14 protein-coding genes are annotated in these 16,626 nt (G+C 45.9%); 6 read left to right on the top strand and 8 right to left on the bottom strand.

The features are described from left to right. The first annotated feature begins 53 nt into the window (after window positions 1–53). Window positions 54–3,761: an ATP-binding protein gene (locus IE165_RS13560; protein ID WP_189627182.1), complete on the top strand. Its 3,708-nt coding sequence runs from the start codon at window positions 54–56 to the stop codon at window positions 3,759–3,761. 113 nt (window positions 3,762–3,874) lie between these two features. On the opposite strand, the gene IE165_RS13555 is transcribed toward IE165_RS13560, so the two are convergent. The 7 genes from IE165_RS13555 to fabG all read right to left on the bottom strand — a co-directional run bounded on the left by IE165_RS13555 (window position 3,875) and on the right by fabG (window position 10,600). Next, the gene (locus IE165_RS13555) at window positions 3,875–4,345 is read right to left on the bottom strand and encodes a hypothetical protein (RefSeq protein ID WP_189627181.1); all 471 of its coding nucleotides are present in this window, start codon (window positions 4,343–4,345) and stop codon (window positions 3,875–3,877) included. Between the two features lie 115 nt (window positions 4,346–4,460). Continuing rightward, window positions 4,461–5,522 (bottom strand): fatty acid desaturase family protein, encoded by a 1,062-nt coding sequence (locus IE165_RS13550; protein WP_189627180.1) that lies wholly within the window; start codon window positions 5,520–5,522, stop codon window positions 4,461–4,463. Between the two features lie 229 nt (window positions 5,523–5,751). Next, window positions 5,752–6,837, bottom strand: a complete 1,086-nt coding sequence (locus tag IE165_RS13545; protein ID WP_189627179.1) for an NAD(P)-binding domain-containing protein — start codon at window positions 6,835–6,837, stop codon at window positions 5,752–5,754. A gap of 11 nt (window positions 6,838–6,848) precedes the next feature. Beyond that, on the bottom strand, window positions 6,849–7,871 hold the full coding sequence (locus IE165_RS13540; RefSeq protein WP_189627178.1) for an LLM class flavin-dependent oxidoreductase: 1,023 nt from the start codon (window positions 7,869–7,871) through the stop codon (window positions 6,849–6,851). A 143-nt stretch (window positions 7,872–8,014) separates the two neighbouring features. Further along, a complete protein-coding gene (locus IE165_RS13535) occupies window positions 8,015–8,530 on the bottom strand; it encodes a C40 family peptidase (RefSeq protein WP_189627177.1) in 516 nt (171 codons plus the stop codon). A 160-nt stretch (window positions 8,531–8,690) separates the two neighbouring features. Further along, entirely contained in the window at window positions 8,691–9,665 is a 975-nt protein-coding gene (locus tag IE165_RS13530; protein WP_189627176.1) for a LuxE/PaaK family acyltransferase, read from the bottom strand. 191 nt (window positions 9,666–9,856) lie between these two features. Further along, window positions 9,857–10,600, bottom strand: coding sequence for a 3-oxoacyl-[acyl-carrier-protein] reductase (gene fabG / locus IE165_RS13525; RefSeq protein ID WP_189627175.1), 744 nt, complete (start codon window positions 10,598–10,600; stop codon window positions 9,857–9,859). Window positions 10,601–10,836: 236 nt separating this feature from the next. Here fabG and IE165_RS13520 point away from each other — a divergent pair, with 236 nt between their 5' ends. Beyond that, window positions 10,837–12,330, top strand: coding sequence for a malate:quinone oxidoreductase (locus IE165_RS13520; protein ID WP_189627174.1), 1,494 nt, complete (start codon window positions 10,837–10,839; stop codon window positions 12,328–12,330). Between the two features lie 96 nt (window positions 12,331–12,426). Here IE165_RS13520 and IE165_RS13515 read toward each other — a convergent pair whose 3' ends face one another. Next, window positions 12,427–12,738, bottom strand: a complete 312-nt coding sequence (locus IE165_RS13515) for a hypothetical protein (RefSeq protein WP_189627173.1) — start codon at window positions 12,736–12,738, stop codon at window positions 12,427–12,429. Window positions 12,739–13,007: 269 nt separating this feature from the next. Here IE165_RS13515 and pxpB point away from each other — a divergent pair, with 269 nt between their 5' ends. The 4 genes from pxpB to IE165_RS13495 are packed head-to-tail and all read left to right on the top strand — an operon-like array spanning window position 13,008 to window position 16,539. Beyond that, window positions 13,008–13,673, top strand: coding sequence for a 5-oxoprolinase subunit PxpB (gene pxpB, locus IE165_RS13510; RefSeq protein WP_229826560.1), 666 nt, complete (start codon window positions 13,008–13,010; stop codon window positions 13,671–13,673). Further along, complete coding sequence (locus tag IE165_RS13505; protein WP_189627171.1) at window positions 13,663–14,622, top strand: 5-oxoprolinase subunit C family protein; 960 nt, start codon at window positions 13,663–13,665, stop codon at window positions 14,620–14,622. The genes pxpB and IE165_RS13505 overlap by 11 nt, the downstream gene beginning before the upstream one ends. Then, window positions 14,612–15,370 (top strand): 5-oxoprolinase subunit PxpA, encoded by a 759-nt coding sequence (locus tag IE165_RS13500; protein ID WP_189627170.1) that lies wholly within the window; start codon window positions 14,612–14,614, stop codon window positions 15,368–15,370. The genes IE165_RS13505 and IE165_RS13500 overlap by 11 nt, the downstream gene beginning before the upstream one ends. Beyond that, on the top strand, window positions 15,367–16,539 hold the full coding sequence (locus IE165_RS13495; protein WP_189627169.1) for an NRAMP family divalent metal transporter: 1,173 nt from the start codon (window positions 15,367–15,369) through the stop codon (window positions 16,537–16,539). The genes IE165_RS13500 and IE165_RS13495 overlap by 4 nt, the downstream gene beginning before the upstream one ends. Window positions 16,540–16,626: the final 87 nt, after the last annotated feature.

The raw sequence follows: 16,626 nt of genomic DNA, 5'->3' as shown, positions 1-16,626 counted from the left end.
TAACCTGTTTCAAGTTGCATTTTTTCGTAGTTGAGACACAGAGCTGATTATTAATGAGTACAGAAATACTAGAGAGCACGGAACAATTTCTTTTAGGCGGTGGAGAGATGGCTAAATTAATCCGCGGCATGGATTGGTCGAAGACACCATTGGGTGCAATAGAGTCTTGGCCGCAGAGCTTGCGCACATCGGTCAGTCTTTGTCTTTCCTCCTCCTTTCCGATTTTGATCGCTTGGGGGCCAGAGAAAATTCAGATTTACAACGACAGCTATCGGCCGATTTGTGGGGCAAAGCATCCCGAATCAATGGGCATGAATTTTCGAATCTGTTGGGAAACGGCCTTGGAAGTTGTTGGCGATGCTTTTACAAAAGCCGAACAGGAGGGAGAAGGGACGTACATCAACGATCAACGGATGTTTTTGGATCGTTATGGCTACTTAGAAGAGGCGTTCATGACATTTTCCTTCGCACCCATTCGGGATGAGTCTGGCGGCGTGGGCGGAATTTTTCATCCGATCACCGAGACGACCGTCAAAATGTTGAGTGGTCGTCGCACGTATGCCCTTCGTGAACTTGGCGCCGCCTTGGGTAAAACAAAAAGCATAGATGAGATTGGTCTCATTACTACCGATAAATATGAGGACTACGAGCTAGATATACCCTTTCTGCTGTTGTATCAACTAAATAGAGCCGATGAGACGGCAGCGCTTCTAGCAGCATCCGGCTTGGCAGAGGAATCTAATTTATCTCCTCATTTGTTAGACTTAGCAACCCCCGATCGATGGTCACTGTCGATGGTACAGGGAGATGACACTTATCTGCAACTGGATGATCTTCAGGATCGATTTGGCGATTTTAGAAGCGGTCCTTATCCAGAAGCACCGCGATCGGCTATGGTTCTTCCCTTGCGTATTACCGGTCAAGAAGAACTCTTTGGTTTCCTGATTGCTGGCGTTAGCGCGAGAAGATCCTTGGATGAGGAGTATTTGAATTTCTACGATCAGCTGCGAAATACCTATAATACGGCACTATCAAGTGTATATGCCTACGAGCAGGAGCAAAAGCGGGCAGAGGCATTAGCGGAGATTGACCGATCTAAAACGGCATTTTTTAGTAATGTGAGCCACGAGTTCCGAACACCGCTCACGCTGATGTTGGGCCCGTTGGAGGATGTTTTGCAGGGGCCTCACGCAACCGAAGCCGTTAAACAATCGCTTACAGCTGTGCATCGTAATGCCGAACGGCTACTCAAATTGGTGAATAATTTGCTGGATTACAGCAGGGTGGAAGCGGGTCGTATGCAGGCCGTTTATCAAAAAGTTTCCTTGGCAGCCATTACAGCAGATTTGGCGAGTAGCTTTCGGTCCATCATTGAAAAGGCGGGCATGCAGCTCTTGGTTTCGTGCCCTGGCTTAACGAAAGATACCTATGTGGATAGGCAAATGTGGGAAAAAATTGTACTGAATCTCCTTTCCAATGCCTTTAAATATACCATGGAAGGCCACATTGCGGTGCAGTTGCGGGAAGAGGGACCATATGCTGTTTTGCAGGTGAGCGATACCGGGATCGGTATTCCTCAAAAGGAGCTTCCTTATATGTTCGAACGTTTCCATCGGGTGGAAAATGCCGCTGGGCGTACACATGAAGGTAGTGGGATCGGATTGTCGTTGGTGCATGAATTGATCAGTTTGCACAAGGGGAGTATCCAAGTTAGCAGCGAAGAAGGAGTAGGCTCTACGTTCACGGTAAAGATACCGTTTGGCAACGCGCATTTGCCATCGGAGAAATTGGTACAGGAAGATGAGAGCTTGGAAACGAATTCCGTGAAGGGAGCGTTCCTTCAGGAAGCAATCAGTCTCTTGGAAGAAGATGCGATGTCGGAGCAGCATGGTATCACCGCCGTATCCGAATCGAATGCCATGCATACTTTAAACACTGTTGATACAGACGCACATATTTTGATCGTTGACGACAATGCGGATATGCGTACCTATCTTCGGCGGCTCATTGAACCACATTTCAAAACAAGTGTAGCAGTGCATGGCGCGGATGCTTTACAAAAGATTGCGCAGCTGAAGCCCGATCTGGTGCTAAGTGATATCATGATGCCTATTATGGACGGCAAGGGTATGTTGCGTGAAATCCGGAACCACAGCAACACTTCCAACCTACCTGTCATTTTCCTCTCGGCACGCGCCGGAGAGGAAGCAAGGATAGACGGTTTGGAGGCGGGCGCTGATGACTATCTCGTCAAGCCATTTTCTTCCGCTGAACTTTTAACCAAGATAAGCGCACAAATTAAAATATCAAAGGCTAGGGATCATGCAGAGAAGCAGCTGCGTCGTATATTGCTGAATGCTCCTGTAGCGATTGCGGTATACAAAGGTGAGCAGCATTGTATCGAAATAGCCAACCACCGCATGTTGGAGTACTGGGGGCGAACGCTAAATGAAGTGGCGGGCAAGCCGCTTTTTGATGTTTTGCCCGAGCTTGTCCCGCAAGGCTTGGATATTATCATGGACGCGGTGTATGCAACCGGCAACCGTTTTGTCGATCAGAAAAAGCGTATTACTCTGGCCCGCGGCGGCATAGCCAACGCAACCTACATCAACCTAACGATTGAGGCATTGATGGAACCTGACGGCCGGATCATCGGTATCATTGCGGTTGCTGCCGATGTGACCGATTTGGTGCTGGCAAACGAGGAAATCGAAAAAGCATCCGATACTTTGGCGTTAGCTTTGGATGCAGCTAATCTTGGTATTTGGCAGACCGATTGGGGGACAAATAATTTATTTTTATCGGACAATGCGCGCAACATGTATGGCATTGATGTCGACACAACCTTATCGTTTTCGGAGATGCTTGCCATCATCATGCCTGATCGTCGTCCTGATGTTTTACAGGCCATCGAACGAGCGGTAGAAACAAAGGGGAATTTTAGTGAGGCGTATCAGATCCAACCTGTTGGCGGCACGAAGCGAAAATGGATCCATTCAACCGGTAAGGTGGAAATGGATACCTTTGGGAATGGGATGCGTGTGGTTGGTACTTCGAGGGATATCACCGAGGAGATGGAAGACGATCAACGCAAGAGCGATTTTATCAGCATGGTTAGTCACGAAATGAAAACACCGCTAACATCCGTCAGCGCTTTTACACAAGTGCTGCAAGCACATGCTAAACGTCAGGCGGATGTTTTTGCTATCGACAAACTCGATCGGATCTATAGGCAAGCCAAGAAAATGAACAGCCTCATCAGTGGGTTTTTAGATGTTGCACGGCTAAAGGATTCCGGGAAAATAAGATTGAATGCGACACGTTATCAACTGAATGATGTGGTGCGCGAAGTTTTGCGTGATATTGGCGATGTATATGCCACACATGAGCTGCATTTCGAACCGGCAGAAGAGGTCGAGCTGCAGGGCGATCGCGATAAGATTGGCTCCGTCATCAGCAATTTAATCGGCAATGCTATAAAGTATTCCCCTGCACAGACAACGGTGACTGTATCAACGCTGATTCACGAAAATAGTGTCGTATTTGCCTGTTCGGATCGCGGTATAGGAATTAAAGAGGAAGACATTACGAGATTGTTCGATCGATTTTACCGAGCAGACAGCCAACTTATAGAACATATTGGCGGTTTTGGTATCGGATTGTACATATGTGCGGAAATTGTTAAAAAGCATCAAGGAGAAATTTGGGCAGAGAGCGTTTTTGGTCAAGGCTCGACATTTTACGTGCGGCTGCCAAGATAGTTGTCGCGGATTGAACGTTTACGATCCCGTTTAGTTTGGCTTAAAATCGGTTCTTTTAAACAAAACTAGGATGTGATGTTAAGGATCGCAAATTGATGGTATGCTATCTATTCTTAAACTGCCTGACGATTCAATAAATTGCAATCCAGCAGGGTATTGATGTGATGAGAGGCCATATACTGTTGCTCTGCTTGCTCGCGGATATGGAACGATAGCAACAGGCGAGACTCGTCTAACGCTACGATCGCTCTTTGATAGGCTTGCGTACACAATTCTTCCACACTTTTGCAGACACCTAAAACGTTGCATACATCAGTTGAAAACAAATCATTAACAGACTTAATAGAAAAAGATCTCGTATCGAATAGGACTTCGCTTGTTAAATCGGACGCGTCCAATCCTAGATCATCTGTCAATTGTTTGACCGCAGCTGCGCTTTCCTCCTGATAGTGGCGAAAAATACTGCGAAGCGATATTTCGTTTTTTATTTTCAGCACGCCCATTGCTGCGCTGTAAATTTCCATCCGGCGCCTGATCGCTCCAAGTAGGGATACAAGACATTCATCAGTTGCTATTTTTTTCATGGTATTTGGATGTTTTTAACAATATAACGCTAATACCACGATTTGTGTCGTCTCCAGTTGCTAAACAGGTGTTTTATCCACTTTTAGGGTAGTTAACCTTGGAACAGCGTATTTATTACCGGGACATCGAATGGATGACGTTTATGTGGGATCGAAAAGCGCTCCAAAACGATTTAAATTCATTGTATTGAATATTGTACTCGATGCATGTCTGCTGTACAATACGGTTTAATGCAGGATAGTGTACATGACTGATTTTCGGAAAGAGGTGGTGCTCAACTTGAAAGTTCAGGCCGCCCAACAACCAAGTTAATATTTTGCTTCTCGTAGCAAAGTTGGCCGTAGATTGTATTTGATGTACCATCCATTCTTCCGCGACGCGCGATTCATCGATAGTTTTAAACGATGTTCCCGTAACAACATGTGCCAACTGGAAAACGGTTGCTAAACTCATGCCACAGACCGCGCCTGCAAGCAATAGGCCAATGATGGTCGGTAGCCACCCTACGACAAATACTGGGACAACGATAAATAGGCAAAAATGTAAAACCTTACTTGTCCAAAAGATAATCTTTTCATGCAGCGGGAATTGAAATCTGTCGGCGTCGGCACCCATGCGCTGTTTAAAATATTTTTCATAGTCCTGATAGAAGATCCACGCGAGATAGGAAATACCATAAAGAACCGGAAAATAGAACCGTTGATAATAATGGTGTTTTTTTAGTTTTTGATCGTGGTGGATACGCATAAACTTCACCTCGATATCATGATCTTCGCCATCTATGTTTGTGTAGGTATGGTGGGCAATGTTATGTTTTATCTTCCAAAAATAGATATTCCCGCCTAGCAGATTTAACGTGTAGGACAGGATGGTATTTAGTTTTTTATTATCCGAGAAAGAATTATGACCAGCGTCGTGCATGATATTAAAGCCGATTGCCGCCAAGTTTGCACCGAAGAGTAGACAGAGTATGATGCTGATAGACCAATGGGGCTGCACGAATACCAGTAAAATGTACAAGGTAGCGAAGCTGGCTAACAAAACTGTTGCCTTGATGAATATTCGACGATTTCCTGTTTTCTTTTGGGAAGTCGACTGAAAATAATCGTTCGTCTTCTGTTTTAAAGTCTTTGAAAACAAAGTATTTATATTGCTAAATTTGATGGATTGGCTCATGCTATCGGGATAGGGGGTATTTTCTTTGAATGTATTTGCAAAACTAAGTGCTAATCTTTTGTGACCAGTGCTGTAAATTTAAGGTTTATAATCCGAGAACCGCGCAATTTTATAGTTAAATACTTGTTAAAGTTATTGCTTATCGGCAAACTTGAGCACTCCTTCTATCTTATATAATATTATGCACAAGAGATATCCCACAATTAAGCCTGGCAGACTAATAAAATAGCTAAATAAGCCCAAGCGTTTTGCGTAACTCCATTGCCGCTGCGGCGCCTGCACGATTCGCGCCAATTGTCGAGGCGGAAGGACCATATCCGACAAGGTGTATGCGTGGGTTGCTTTCTACCATCGTAGCTAACCTTCCGGCCATGCGGATGCCTCCCGTAGACTCGACAGGAAGTATTTCCTGCAGATGCTGTAGCGCACTCTTGAAACCGGTGTTCCATACCAAACAATCCGCTTGGATTTCACTACCATCATCCCATTTAACACCTGTTGGCGTGATTGAAGTGAACATTGGCAAACGATTTAATACACCACGTCTTTCCATATCTTGCACCTCAGGCGAATAAGGCAAGCCCGTCACGGATACAACTGATAGCGGAGGTAAGCCATTGCGTACACGATTTTCTACCATGGCCACGGCGTGGTGTCCGGCAGCATCATCAAAAGGGCCATTCTGAAAAACCGGTGGTGTACGGGTCACCCATGTGGTGCTTGTCACGCGGGATATCTCGTCTAACAATTGGATGGCGGAGATGCCGCCCCCAATAATAACCACATGTTTTCCGATAAAACGATCGGCGCTTTTGAAATCTCGCGTATGCAGCTGTTCGCCTTCGAAGAGCGCTGCACCGGGGTAATAAGGTATGTAGGGATTTTGCCAAGTTCCTGTAGCATTGATTATTCCGGCGGCAGACAATCGGACACTCGTGGCATCCATATGAAACCTATCGTGCGACATTGTAACCCGTTCTACGCGCTGGGGACGGAATACCTGCAGGTCAAATTTCTGTTCGTATAGATCGAAATAATGTGGAACCGCAAGGTTAGCTTGTACAGTGGGTTCGTTAGCGATTAAGGAATCTGAAAACGACATGCCCGGCAAATCGTGGATTTTATTGACCGTGCTTAACGTAAGCGAGGGCCAGCGGAACTGCCAGGCACCTCCGGGACCAGGTGCATCGTCGAGCACAATGAAGTCGCGTCCGATTTTCATCCCAGACCGTTTTAAATGGTAGGCAGCAGAAAGACCAGCTTGGCCCGCACCAATAACAACGATTTTTGTTTTGAATCGAATATTGCTTATCATGGCAGCCGGCTTTATCGCCACTTTAATGCAGGTGCCACATGCTGCAAGATAGTGGATAAGAGGTGCACGTTGTAGGCAACCCCCAGCGTGTTGGGTATGGTCAGCAAGAGCGTATCCGCTTCTTGTATCGCTTCGTCCTGCGCCAGCTCCTCAACAAGCTTATCCGGTTCACCTACATAGCTTCTACCGAAAATCGCCCGCTTGTCAGCTTCGATCATTCCTATCTTATCGACGCTACCGGCCTGTTGTCCAAAATAGAAGTGATCTTGGTCATTTACCAACGCAAAGATCGATCGGCTTACCGACACCCGTGGAGGACGCTGGTGTCCTGCCGCTTCCCAAGCTTCCTTGTAACGCCTAATTTGCTCAGCTTGCTGGATGTGAAATGGCTTCCCACTTTCATCATATTTTAATGTGGAGCTTTGCAGGTACATACCATGTTCCGCTGCCCATATGGCGGTAGCATCCGACGCTGCACCCCACCAAATGCGTTCGCGGAGACCTGAAGAATACGGTTCCACACATAGTAGGCCAGGCGGATTGGGAAACATCGGGTAGGGGTTTGGCTGGGCGAATCCCTCACCGGCTAATTTATCCAAGAACAGCAAGGCTTTCCTCCGACCCATATCGGCATCTGTTTCTCCATGGGCAAGATCATAGCCGAAATACCGCCAGCCATCGATGACCTGCTCCGGTGAGCCCCGGCTTATACCAAGTTGTAGCCGGCCGCCAGAAATAAGGTCTGCCGCTCCGGCGTCTTCCACCATGTAAAGCGGGTTTTCATAGCGCATATCTATAACACCCGTGCCGATTTCAATGGATTTTGTTTTAGCTCCAATGGCAGATAGCAAAGGAAATGGAGAAGCTAGCTGTTGTGCAAAATGATGCACACGAAAATAAGCGCCATCAAGGCCTATTTCTTCTGCAGCCACTGCCAAATCGATGGACTGCAGCAACGTGTCTGCAGCAGAACGTGTTTGATAAGCATCATATTCGGACCAATGTCCGAAGGATAAAAAACCAATTTTTTTCATTGCGCTACAATAAGCATGAACGTAAATCAAAAATACGAAATGTTCTTGTTGTACGACCGCCCGTATTGTCCGTTTGCTGTCAAGATTGTCAGTCCCAGTTGTGTATGCAGCAAGCGTGTATCGAGAGATCGCGGCGCACGAACCTACAGCACACGAATTACTTTCATAAACCTTCTTTTGTAGGTGCCCGCCAAGAGCGTTTGGGTTACCGCTTGTGCTTTTCCAGAACTCGCGTGTATGAAATGTAACTCCTTGCTAGGGTCGTTCGAAAGTACAATCCCGACATGTCCAATACTACGTTTAGCCGGATTGGTACCGGTAAATAAAATGATGTCGCCGGCTTTTGCATGGTCTAGATCCACCTCTTTACCAGCCTGTCCTATGGCTGAAGAACTTCGTGGTAAATCAATATCAAAATTTTTGAAGACATAATATACGTATCCCGAGCAATCGAAGCCCTGTGATGGACTTGTTGCCCCGTATCTATAGGGCACGCCGATAAATCTCTTTGCGAAGGATATAACTTCCTGCTGTGTCACGGCATCAAATTTCGGTTTGCTGAACACATCGGTAAGCAAATTAACTTGCATGTTGTTATCCGTCGAGGACTGTATATGTTGGGTCGGCATGACGGTCAGCAGCATGACGAGAAGTATCATGTTTAGGGGGTATATTATCATTTGCATGTAGGCAAAGGTAAGAAAAATTTACTGGTGTGAAATCGATCGATATAGCAAGCTCATTATTAACCAGTGGACGATCAGCGTGTTAGCTGCTTTATACGATTTGAATCATCCATTTCCACACCCCTGTTAGCGTCTACTGCACCAAGAGGTTGCAACCCCTGATGTCGCTGTTATCGAAGCGACCTAAGATTTCAAAACTTGTGTCATCAACCAATTTACCTAAATCCTGCGTGGCGATAAAAGAGCAAGAGTAATAGTTTGCAAGATCGATGACATTGATTGCACCTGCTCGTCCGTTCTTGATCAAGGTCAATGGATCGTTGGTATCACGGATGAGCACCTTCATCCATGGGGGCGATTTGAACAGGCCCTTACTGTTTGAATAGCTTTGTGATAAGAGCTCTGTCATGCCATATTCCGAATGTATTTGATCGACCCCAAATGCGGTGGATAGGATGTTATGTAATTCTGCGCGAATCATCTCCTTGCGCTTGCCCTTCATGCCGCCCGTCTCCATGATCGTCAATTCCGGGAAATGTACGGTATAGGTTTCGCTGAAATCCAGCAGGGCATAGGTAACGCCGATCAGCAATGTTTTGGTTCCGGCGGCCTTTAAGTTTTGCAAGGTCCTAAAAAGATCTTCGTGATTGTACAAAAAGTAACCCGATGCAGGATGCTTGCTTTGGCGGATGAGGTCGTCTATCATATAAATTAAGGAGGAACCGTCTCGTTCCAGATAGGATGGTAGCAGTGCTAAAATCGCCATGTCTTCCGCCGAACCATAGAATTGCTGGAAGCAACGGCGAAAACTTTCCTTATACCAATCGACATCCGCGACGGGGTGCATACTACTGATCATACCGGTTGTTCCTGAACTGCTGAATACGATATCGGGAGTTTTGGATGAAGCATAGATTTTTTGGCTCTTGAAAAGCTCTATAGGTAAGAAAGGTATAGCGTCGTAATGGTTGATCGATGTTGGTTCATGTCCCAAATAGTCTACGTATTTTTGATAGACAGGATTGTTGTGATATTGGAATTGAAAAACCGTTAAAGCTGCGTTGTTAAATTCCTCTTCGTCGTGAATGGCAAAAATTTTTTTCTGCATAGTGGTCGTTCTCTTTGCAAAGATAAGGCAATTATTGGATTTCATCCTGCGAAAAAATAGGGGCAGCTTTTCCGGGAAGGCTCTTTACAGCGTTTTATGAAACAGGGGTACGGCTTTTTTAGAAACAAATGCCCCCGAGGAAAGACGTTGGGAGCATTTGCTATATTTACTTGCTGTTCGCTATAGTTTGATTACAACATACCACCATCAACCGGAATAACTTGGCCAGTCACGTAAGCGGATAGATCAGAGGCTAAAAACAAACAGGCGTTTGCTACATCTTCCGCTTCGCCCGCGCGCTTTAAAGGAATATTCGACTCCCAGCCAGCAACCACCTTTGGATCCAAGACTTCAGTCATTTCTGTGCGAATGAATCCAGGGGCAATCACATTGCTTCGGATATTTCGTGATCCTAGCTCTTTTGCGACCGATTTGCTGAACCCAATGATACCTGCTTTGGACGCCGCATAATTTGCTTGTCCGGCATTGCCCTGCACGCCCACTACGGAACTCATGTTAATGAAGGATCCTTTGCGGTTCTTCATCATCACTTTAGAAGCGGCTTTCGTGACGTTAAAAACGGATTTTAGGTTCACATTAATCACATCATCCCAATTTTCTTCTGTCATGCGCATCAAGAGTCCGTCTTTGGTAATGCCCGCATTGTTTACAACCACGTCGATCGTGCCAAACTCCTTAACGATCTCTTCAATAAGCTTCTCGGCTTCCAAAAATTGCGAAGCATCAGAGCGGTAGCCTTTAACCTTCGTGCCAAAAGCTTCAAGCTCGCTCGCTAGCGCCTGGCCTTTCTCCACGGAAGATAAGTATGTAAATGCGACGTTCGCTCCATGTTGCGCAAAAACTTCCGCAATTTTTCTGCCGATGCCTTTGGATGCTCCTGTAACGAGCGCTGTTTTGCCTTCTAATAATTTCATTTTATTACGAGTTTCCTTTTGAACTAATCCACAAAAATGTTAAATATTCGGAAATTATCACAATTTATTTTTTGTCAATCCTGCCAATGCGGATTTTTGATGAGTAAATAGGAGCGCAGCCTGCCATATCGTGATGAATCGCGATTGGCAAATTGACAGGAATAATGAAAGAATTTTGACATTATCATTGCGTTAAAACCGATTCGAATGTTAATTTTGTACGGAATTTAAAAATCATGGGTAAAAAGACGAAAAAATCTGAAGTCGATGTCGTACTTATTGGTGCGGGAATTATGAGCGCAACGCTTGGAACGTTGATTAATGAGTTAAGTCCGGACATCAATATCGAGATCGTTGAACGTTTGGATGTCGTCGCGGCAGAAAGTTCGGATGCGTGGAATAATGCCGGTACTGGTCATTCGGCGCTTTGTGAATTAAACTATACACCCGAACAGCCGGACGGCAGCGTGAAGATTGGAAAGGCGATTGATATCGCGGAGCAATTTGAGATTTCTAAGCAATTCTGGACTTACTTAGTCGAAAATGATATTTTAAAAAATCCGGCAGCTTTTATTCGTCAGGTGCCTCATATGAGTGCCGTGTTCGGCGAGAAAGATGTTCAGTTCCTGCGTAGCCGCTATAAGGCGATGTCGAAAGAAACCCTTTTTAAAGGGATGGTCTACACAGAAGATAAGCAAGAACTAGCATCGTGGATACCTTTAATGATGGAGCAACGTGATCCAGAAGAGAAAATCGCAGCTACACGTATGGATATTGGCACCGATGTCAACTTCGGAACCCTAACCCGTGATCTTATTCAACATTTGCAAGCAAAAGATAACATCCGATTATCGCTCAATCAAGAGGTGCGGGATATCGAGCGTCAGAGCGATGGTAAATGGGAAGTGGAAATCAAAGATCTTTCTTCTGGTGAGAAGCGCAAAATCAGGTCAAAATTTGTTTTCATCGGTGCTGGTGGCCGATCTTTACTTTTATTGGAGAAATCTGGAATTCCAGAGGCAAAGGGCTACGGCGGATTTCCAGTGGGTGGTCAGTGGTTGCGTTGTAAGAATCCAGACATCATTGCGCAACACCACGCGAAAGTATACGGCAAGGCCTCCGTCGGGGCACCTCCTATGTCCGTTCCCCACTTGGATACGCGCTATATCGACGGTGAGCAGGCGCTGCTCTTTGGTCCTTACGCAGGGTTTTCTACCAAATTTTTAAAAAAAGGTTCTTATTTTGACCTACCGGCATCTATAAAGTTATCCAATATTCGGCCCATGATTTCTGCCGGACTAGACAACTTGGATCTTACGAAATATTTGATCACCGAGGTGATGAAGAGCCCTTCGGATAAACTGGATTCTTTAAAGCAGTTCATGCCGACAGCCAAGTTAGAAGATTGGGGTATCGAGGTTGCTGGTCAGCGGGTACAAGTTATAAAAAAAGACCCTAAACATGGCGGTATTTTGGAGTTTGGAACGGAAGTGGTGTCGGCAGCGGACGGCTCGATAGCGGCATTGTTGGGCGCCTCGCCAGGCGCATCTACGTCGGTAGCCATTATGATCAATCTGCTAAAAAGATGTTTTCCAGAACGTGCTAAATCCGATGCCTATCGTAAAAAGCTTAGGCAAATGATACCCTCTTGGGGCAAGAAATTGAACGAAAACCCTGTTCTTTGCAATGAAGTTCGTCAACGCTCACAAGAAGCATTGCAATTAGGATAATAAAAATATATAATAGCATAAACTCCCTTTCGGCACGCTGATGGGGAGTTTATTGTTATCTATATCCCGGGATAATCTACGGTTTGCTATCCTTATTCATTCGTCGATTGGCTTGTTGCCAATAACCACATCGCCGCGAATGGATCGCAAATAGCCCTCGTACGCTATCTCCAAACCTTGTAGCAGTACCGCGTCATGGTCATCCACGCTCCCTAATAGCCTTCTGTCTTCATAGGATTCGCCAACCATTGCCAATGCACAGGTCGTGCTTCCCCTTGGAAACACCCCCACGCCCACAATTTCATCACCAAATTTGACAAACCAGGTTTCTTCTGTACTATCATCGGTGGTGTTTGGAATGTGTATGGCCTGCTGCAGGTCATCACATTGAATAAGTTCAAAATTCATTTTTTATGTGATTGCTATAAAGATAAGACCACATGGAAGGGAAGATTGTTCTATGGATTGTACGATTTTTGAAAAAACATTTGTTTGCTAATTTTCGTTCAGCTGGAGGCGGTTTTATCCTCATTCAACTTCTGTTGCAAAAATTTCCTTTTTTTTGTCATGCATAGTTAAAATCACGCGGTATTTAAGTAGTTTTAAATGTGTACATGCTATGTACCATTTTTATTGTATGATTAATGGTTTTTTACGGAAACATAAAAATTTATCCATTGGGAGAAGCAGCGTTAGTGGTAGCTTTCGGAGAGGTGTTAACCGCACAAAGCAATCTCCTTGTTCGATGCTTGGATGTTGCTATCGGTGAATTAAGTTGTGCGGGATTGCGCGAATGTGTTTCCGCATATAATACGCTCACAATCTATTATGATCCGGTGCATTTATCCTACAGTACTATTTATAGGCTTGTCGAAGAACTGATAGACGGGCTTCAACTTGAGGAAACTAAGCCAAATGGTGAAAAGCTCATCCCGGTGTACTACAATGGGCCAGATCTGTTGGACGTAGCACAACATACAGGCCTAAGTGTTGACGAGATTATCGCTTTGCATACTGCTGGACTTTACCAAGTCTACATGTTAGGTTTTGTTCCTGGGTTTCCATATTTGGGAGGGTTGGATAGCCGATTAGCAACGCCGCGTAAAGCAACTCCAAGGCTGAAGGTTGCTGCAGGATCGGTGGGCATCGCAGGAGCACAGACGGGTATTTATCCATTCTCCACTCCGGGCGGATGGCAGATTATCGGTCATACACCATTACAGCTTTTTGATGTTACGCGAGAAGATCACCCGGCCTTCCTTACGGTGGGAGATTCGGTACGCTTTGTTTCTATGGAAAAAACTGATTTCTATAACATGAATACACAACGCCATGGGAATTAGCGTGCTAAAAGCCGGCATGTTGACCACCCTTCAGGATGTGGGCAGGTTTGGCTTTCAGAAGTATGGTATGCCGGTAAGTGGCGCAATGGATAGCCTCGCACTGCGCCTAGGAAATATGTTGGTTGGGAATGCAGAAACCGAGGTTGCCCTAGAGTGTACGTTGGTTGGTCCAGCCTTATTGTTTGAGGCAGGGCAGCTGATCAGCATCACTGGAGGCGATCTTTCCGCTAAATTAAATGGTAAAGCGGTACCGATGTGGAAACCCATTGCCGTTTCGGAAGGTAGCACGCTTACTTTCGGCAAGGCAGTGCGTGGATGTCGGAGCTACGTTTGTTTCCGCGGAGGGCTAGCCGTTTCGCAGGTCATGGGCAGCAAAGCGACTTATCTCGCCGCCGCAATAGGTGGATGGAAGGGGAGAGCTTTGAAAAAAAATGATTTTATTCCATTTCTGTCGATCGATAATAGGGCGACGGAAAATGTTAATTGGCGTTTAGGATCTGGCCTGTATCCTTCTAATCCCGCAAAAAGCATACGCTTTACCGAGGGGCCGCATTACCAAGATTTTGACGATGATAGCCGTAAAAGTTTTTGTAGCGATACCTTTCTCGTATCGAAAAATTCGAACCGTATGGGGTACCGGCTGGATGCCCCCGCACTACGCCTATCGACACCTCGCGAACTGCTTTCGTCTGCCGTAACGTTTGGTACTGTACAGGTTCCCCCTGGGGGGAAGCCTATTGTGTTGATGGCGGATCATCCAACGACGGGAGGTTATCCCGTTATAGGGCAGGTGATCGAAGTGGATTTTCCCTTGCTTGCACAGCTGCAACCGGATGATCGAATCCGATTCGAGCGCGTAACCCTGGAACAGGCACAGCATCTTTTACGAAGTAGGTCTGTTAAAATGCAATTACTAAAACGATCTATAGCATTGAAGCATGAAAAATAAACGTCATATCGATTTGAACTGCGACATAGGTGAAAGCTACGGTTCGTGGATCATGGGCAACGATGCTGCTATTTTGCCCTACGTTTCTGCCGTAAACATTGCGTGTGGTTTTCATGCGGGTGATCCGTCGGTCATGATGGATACGCTTGCCCTGGCAGCCCGACATGATGTACATATTGGCGCACATCCTGGATTTCAGGACCTGCAGGGATTTGGCAGGCGGGAGTTGCAGGTAACACCCCGCGAGGTTTATAACCTGATGGTTTATCAAATTGGCGCCTTGATGGCCTGCGCCAGGTGCCAAGAACTGTCGCTAAGGCATGTGAAACCGCATGGCGCGCTGTATAACCTCGCAGCACGATCGGCTTCTATAGCCGACGCGATCGCATCGGCGGTGTATGATGTGGATCCCTCGCTTATAATCTATGGTCTTTCTGGCAGCGCATTGACGAAAGCTGGTTTGGACAAAGGCTTACGTGTACAGCATGAAGTGTTTGCCGATCGTACTTATCAAGCAGATGGTAGCCTGACGCCACGAACTGATGCAAATGCGTTGATCGCCAACGAGGATGATGCTGTGGAGCAGGTTTTGAAATTGGCAAAAACCGGTCGCGTTATGACGGCTCAGGGAACGGAAGTTCAACTCCAGGTCGACACCATTTGTCTTCACGGGGACAATATGCAGGCTGTAGCATTTGCCATGCGGATCGCAAACGCATTAGCGAACGATAATATTAACATAGGATGAAGAGCAATGCGACGTCAACCCTAGTAGCAGCGGCTTTATTGATGGCTATTTCTGCCGTAGGCCCCGGCTTCTTAACGCAAACAACGGTTTTCACAAAATCGTTGGGGGCAAGTTTCGGTTTTGTGATCTTGCTTTCTATTTTAATCGATATTGGTGTGCAATTAAACATATGGCGCGTTATCGCTGTCTCTAAAAAGCGAGCGCAGGATATTGCCAATATGGTTTTACCAGGGTTGGGTGGGTTTATTGCGCTATTGATTGTATTTGGTGGTTTGGCTTTTAATATTGGGAATGTTGGCGGTGCTGGACTAGGGCTGGAGGCTTTATTTGGTTTAGACGTAAGGCTAGGAGGCGTCTTAGCGTCACTGATCGCCATCGCCGTATTTGCCAATAAGCAAGCTGGTCGAGCGATGGATGCTTTCACTCAAATCATGGCTGCCATCATGGTTCTCGTTATTGTTTACGTGTGTGTCGTATCAAAACCACCGGTATCGGAAGCTGTTTTACGAACATTTATTCCAGAGCACATAGATCTGGTCGCTATTATTACGCTGGTAGGTGGTACCGTAGGTGGTTACATTACATTTGCTGGCGGCCATCGGCTCGTGGATGCCGGGATCGTGGGACGCGGTGCTTTGCCGTACGTCAATCGAAGTGCGGTGATGGGGATATCGTTCGCGTCCTTAATCCGTGTATTACTTTTCCTAGCTTCTTTGGGCATCATAAGCCAAGGACTCGCGATCGACGACGGAAATCCTACGGCCGCCGTATTCAAACAAGCAGCTGGCGATATGGGCTACCGCTTGTTTGGCTTGCTGATGTTCGTCGCTGCTGTCACTTCTGTTATTGGCTCTGCGTATACGTCGATTTCGTTCATCAAATCATTTAGTACCATCGTCGAGAAAAATGAAAATTTGCTCATCGTCGCGTTTATCGCAGTATCTACGCTTATTTTCGTGACGGTTGGAAAACCCGTAGACCTGCTTATTATAGCGGGAGCTGTCAACGGAGTTATCCTGCCGATTGCGTTGGGTGCTATGCTTGTCGCTTCATATAAACCTCAAATCGTAGGTACTTACAAGCAGCCGATCTTATTGACGATATGTGGCGTAATTATCATCTGCATCATGACTGGTATGAGTATACACGTTCTTTTTGCGTTGTTTTGAAGGAGATTATGGTTTGTGTAACAGGTTTTTTTAACATATTTTTTTTACAATAAACAGCTTGCGATATGCTAATGGGCCTTACACTTG

Origin of the sequence: Sphingobacterium griseoflavum (assembly GCF_014653155.1) — a bacterium.
In the GTDB taxonomy this organism is placed as follows: Bacteria; Bacteroidota; Bacteroidia; order Sphingobacteriales; family Sphingobacteriaceae; genus Sphingobacterium; species Sphingobacterium griseoflavum.
Note: the sequence above shows the minus strand (reverse complement) of the source record. Positions and strands in the feature narration are given on the sequence as shown.

Excerpts from the sequence above, each read along its gene's own strand:
- IE165_RS13560 (WP_189627182.1), top strand. The coding sequence starts at position 54 with ATGAGTACAGAAATACTAGAGAGCACGGAACAATTTCTTTTAGGCGGT.
- IE165_RS13555 (WP_189627181.1), bottom strand. The coding sequence starts at position 4,345 with ATGAAAAAAATAGCAACTGATGAATGTCTTGTATCCCTACTTGGAGCG.
- IE165_RS13550 (WP_189627180.1), bottom strand. The coding sequence starts at position 5,522 with ATGAGCCAATCCATCAAATTTAGCAATATAAATACTTTGTTTTCAAAG.
- IE165_RS13545 (WP_189627179.1), bottom strand. The coding sequence starts at position 6,837 with ATGATAAGCAATATTCGATTCAAAACAAAAATCGTTGTTATTGGTGCG.
- IE165_RS13540 (WP_189627178.1), bottom strand. The coding sequence starts at position 7,871 with ATGAAAAAAATTGGTTTTTTATCCTTCGGACATTGGTCCGAATATGAT.
- IE165_RS13535 (WP_189627177.1), bottom strand. The coding sequence starts at position 8,530 with ATGATACTTCTCGTCATGCTGCTGACCGTCATGCCGACCCAACATATA.
- IE165_RS13530 (WP_189627176.1), bottom strand. The coding sequence starts at position 9,665 with ATGCAGAAAAAAATTTTTGCCATTCACGACGAAGAGGAATTTAACAAC.
- fabG (WP_189627175.1), bottom strand. The coding sequence starts at position 10,600 with ATGAAATTATTAGAAGGCAAAACAGCGCTCGTTACAGGAGCATCCAAA.
- IE165_RS13520 (WP_189627174.1), top strand. The coding sequence starts at position 10,837 with ATGGGTAAAAAGACGAAAAAATCTGAAGTCGATGTCGTACTTATTGGT.
- IE165_RS13515 (WP_189627173.1), bottom strand. The coding sequence starts at position 12,738 with ATGAATTTTGAACTTATTCAATGTGATGACCTGCAGCAGGCCATACAC.
- IE165_RS13505 (WP_189627171.1), top strand. The coding sequence starts at position 13,663 with ATGGGAATTAGCGTGCTAAAAGCCGGCATGTTGACCACCCTTCAGGAT.
- IE165_RS13500 (WP_189627170.1), top strand. The coding sequence starts at position 14,612 with ATGAAAAATAAACGTCATATCGATTTGAACTGCGACATAGGTGAAAGC.
- IE165_RS13495 (WP_189627169.1), top strand. The coding sequence starts at position 15,367 with ATGAAGAGCAATGCGACGTCAACCCTAGTAGCAGCGGCTTTATTGATG.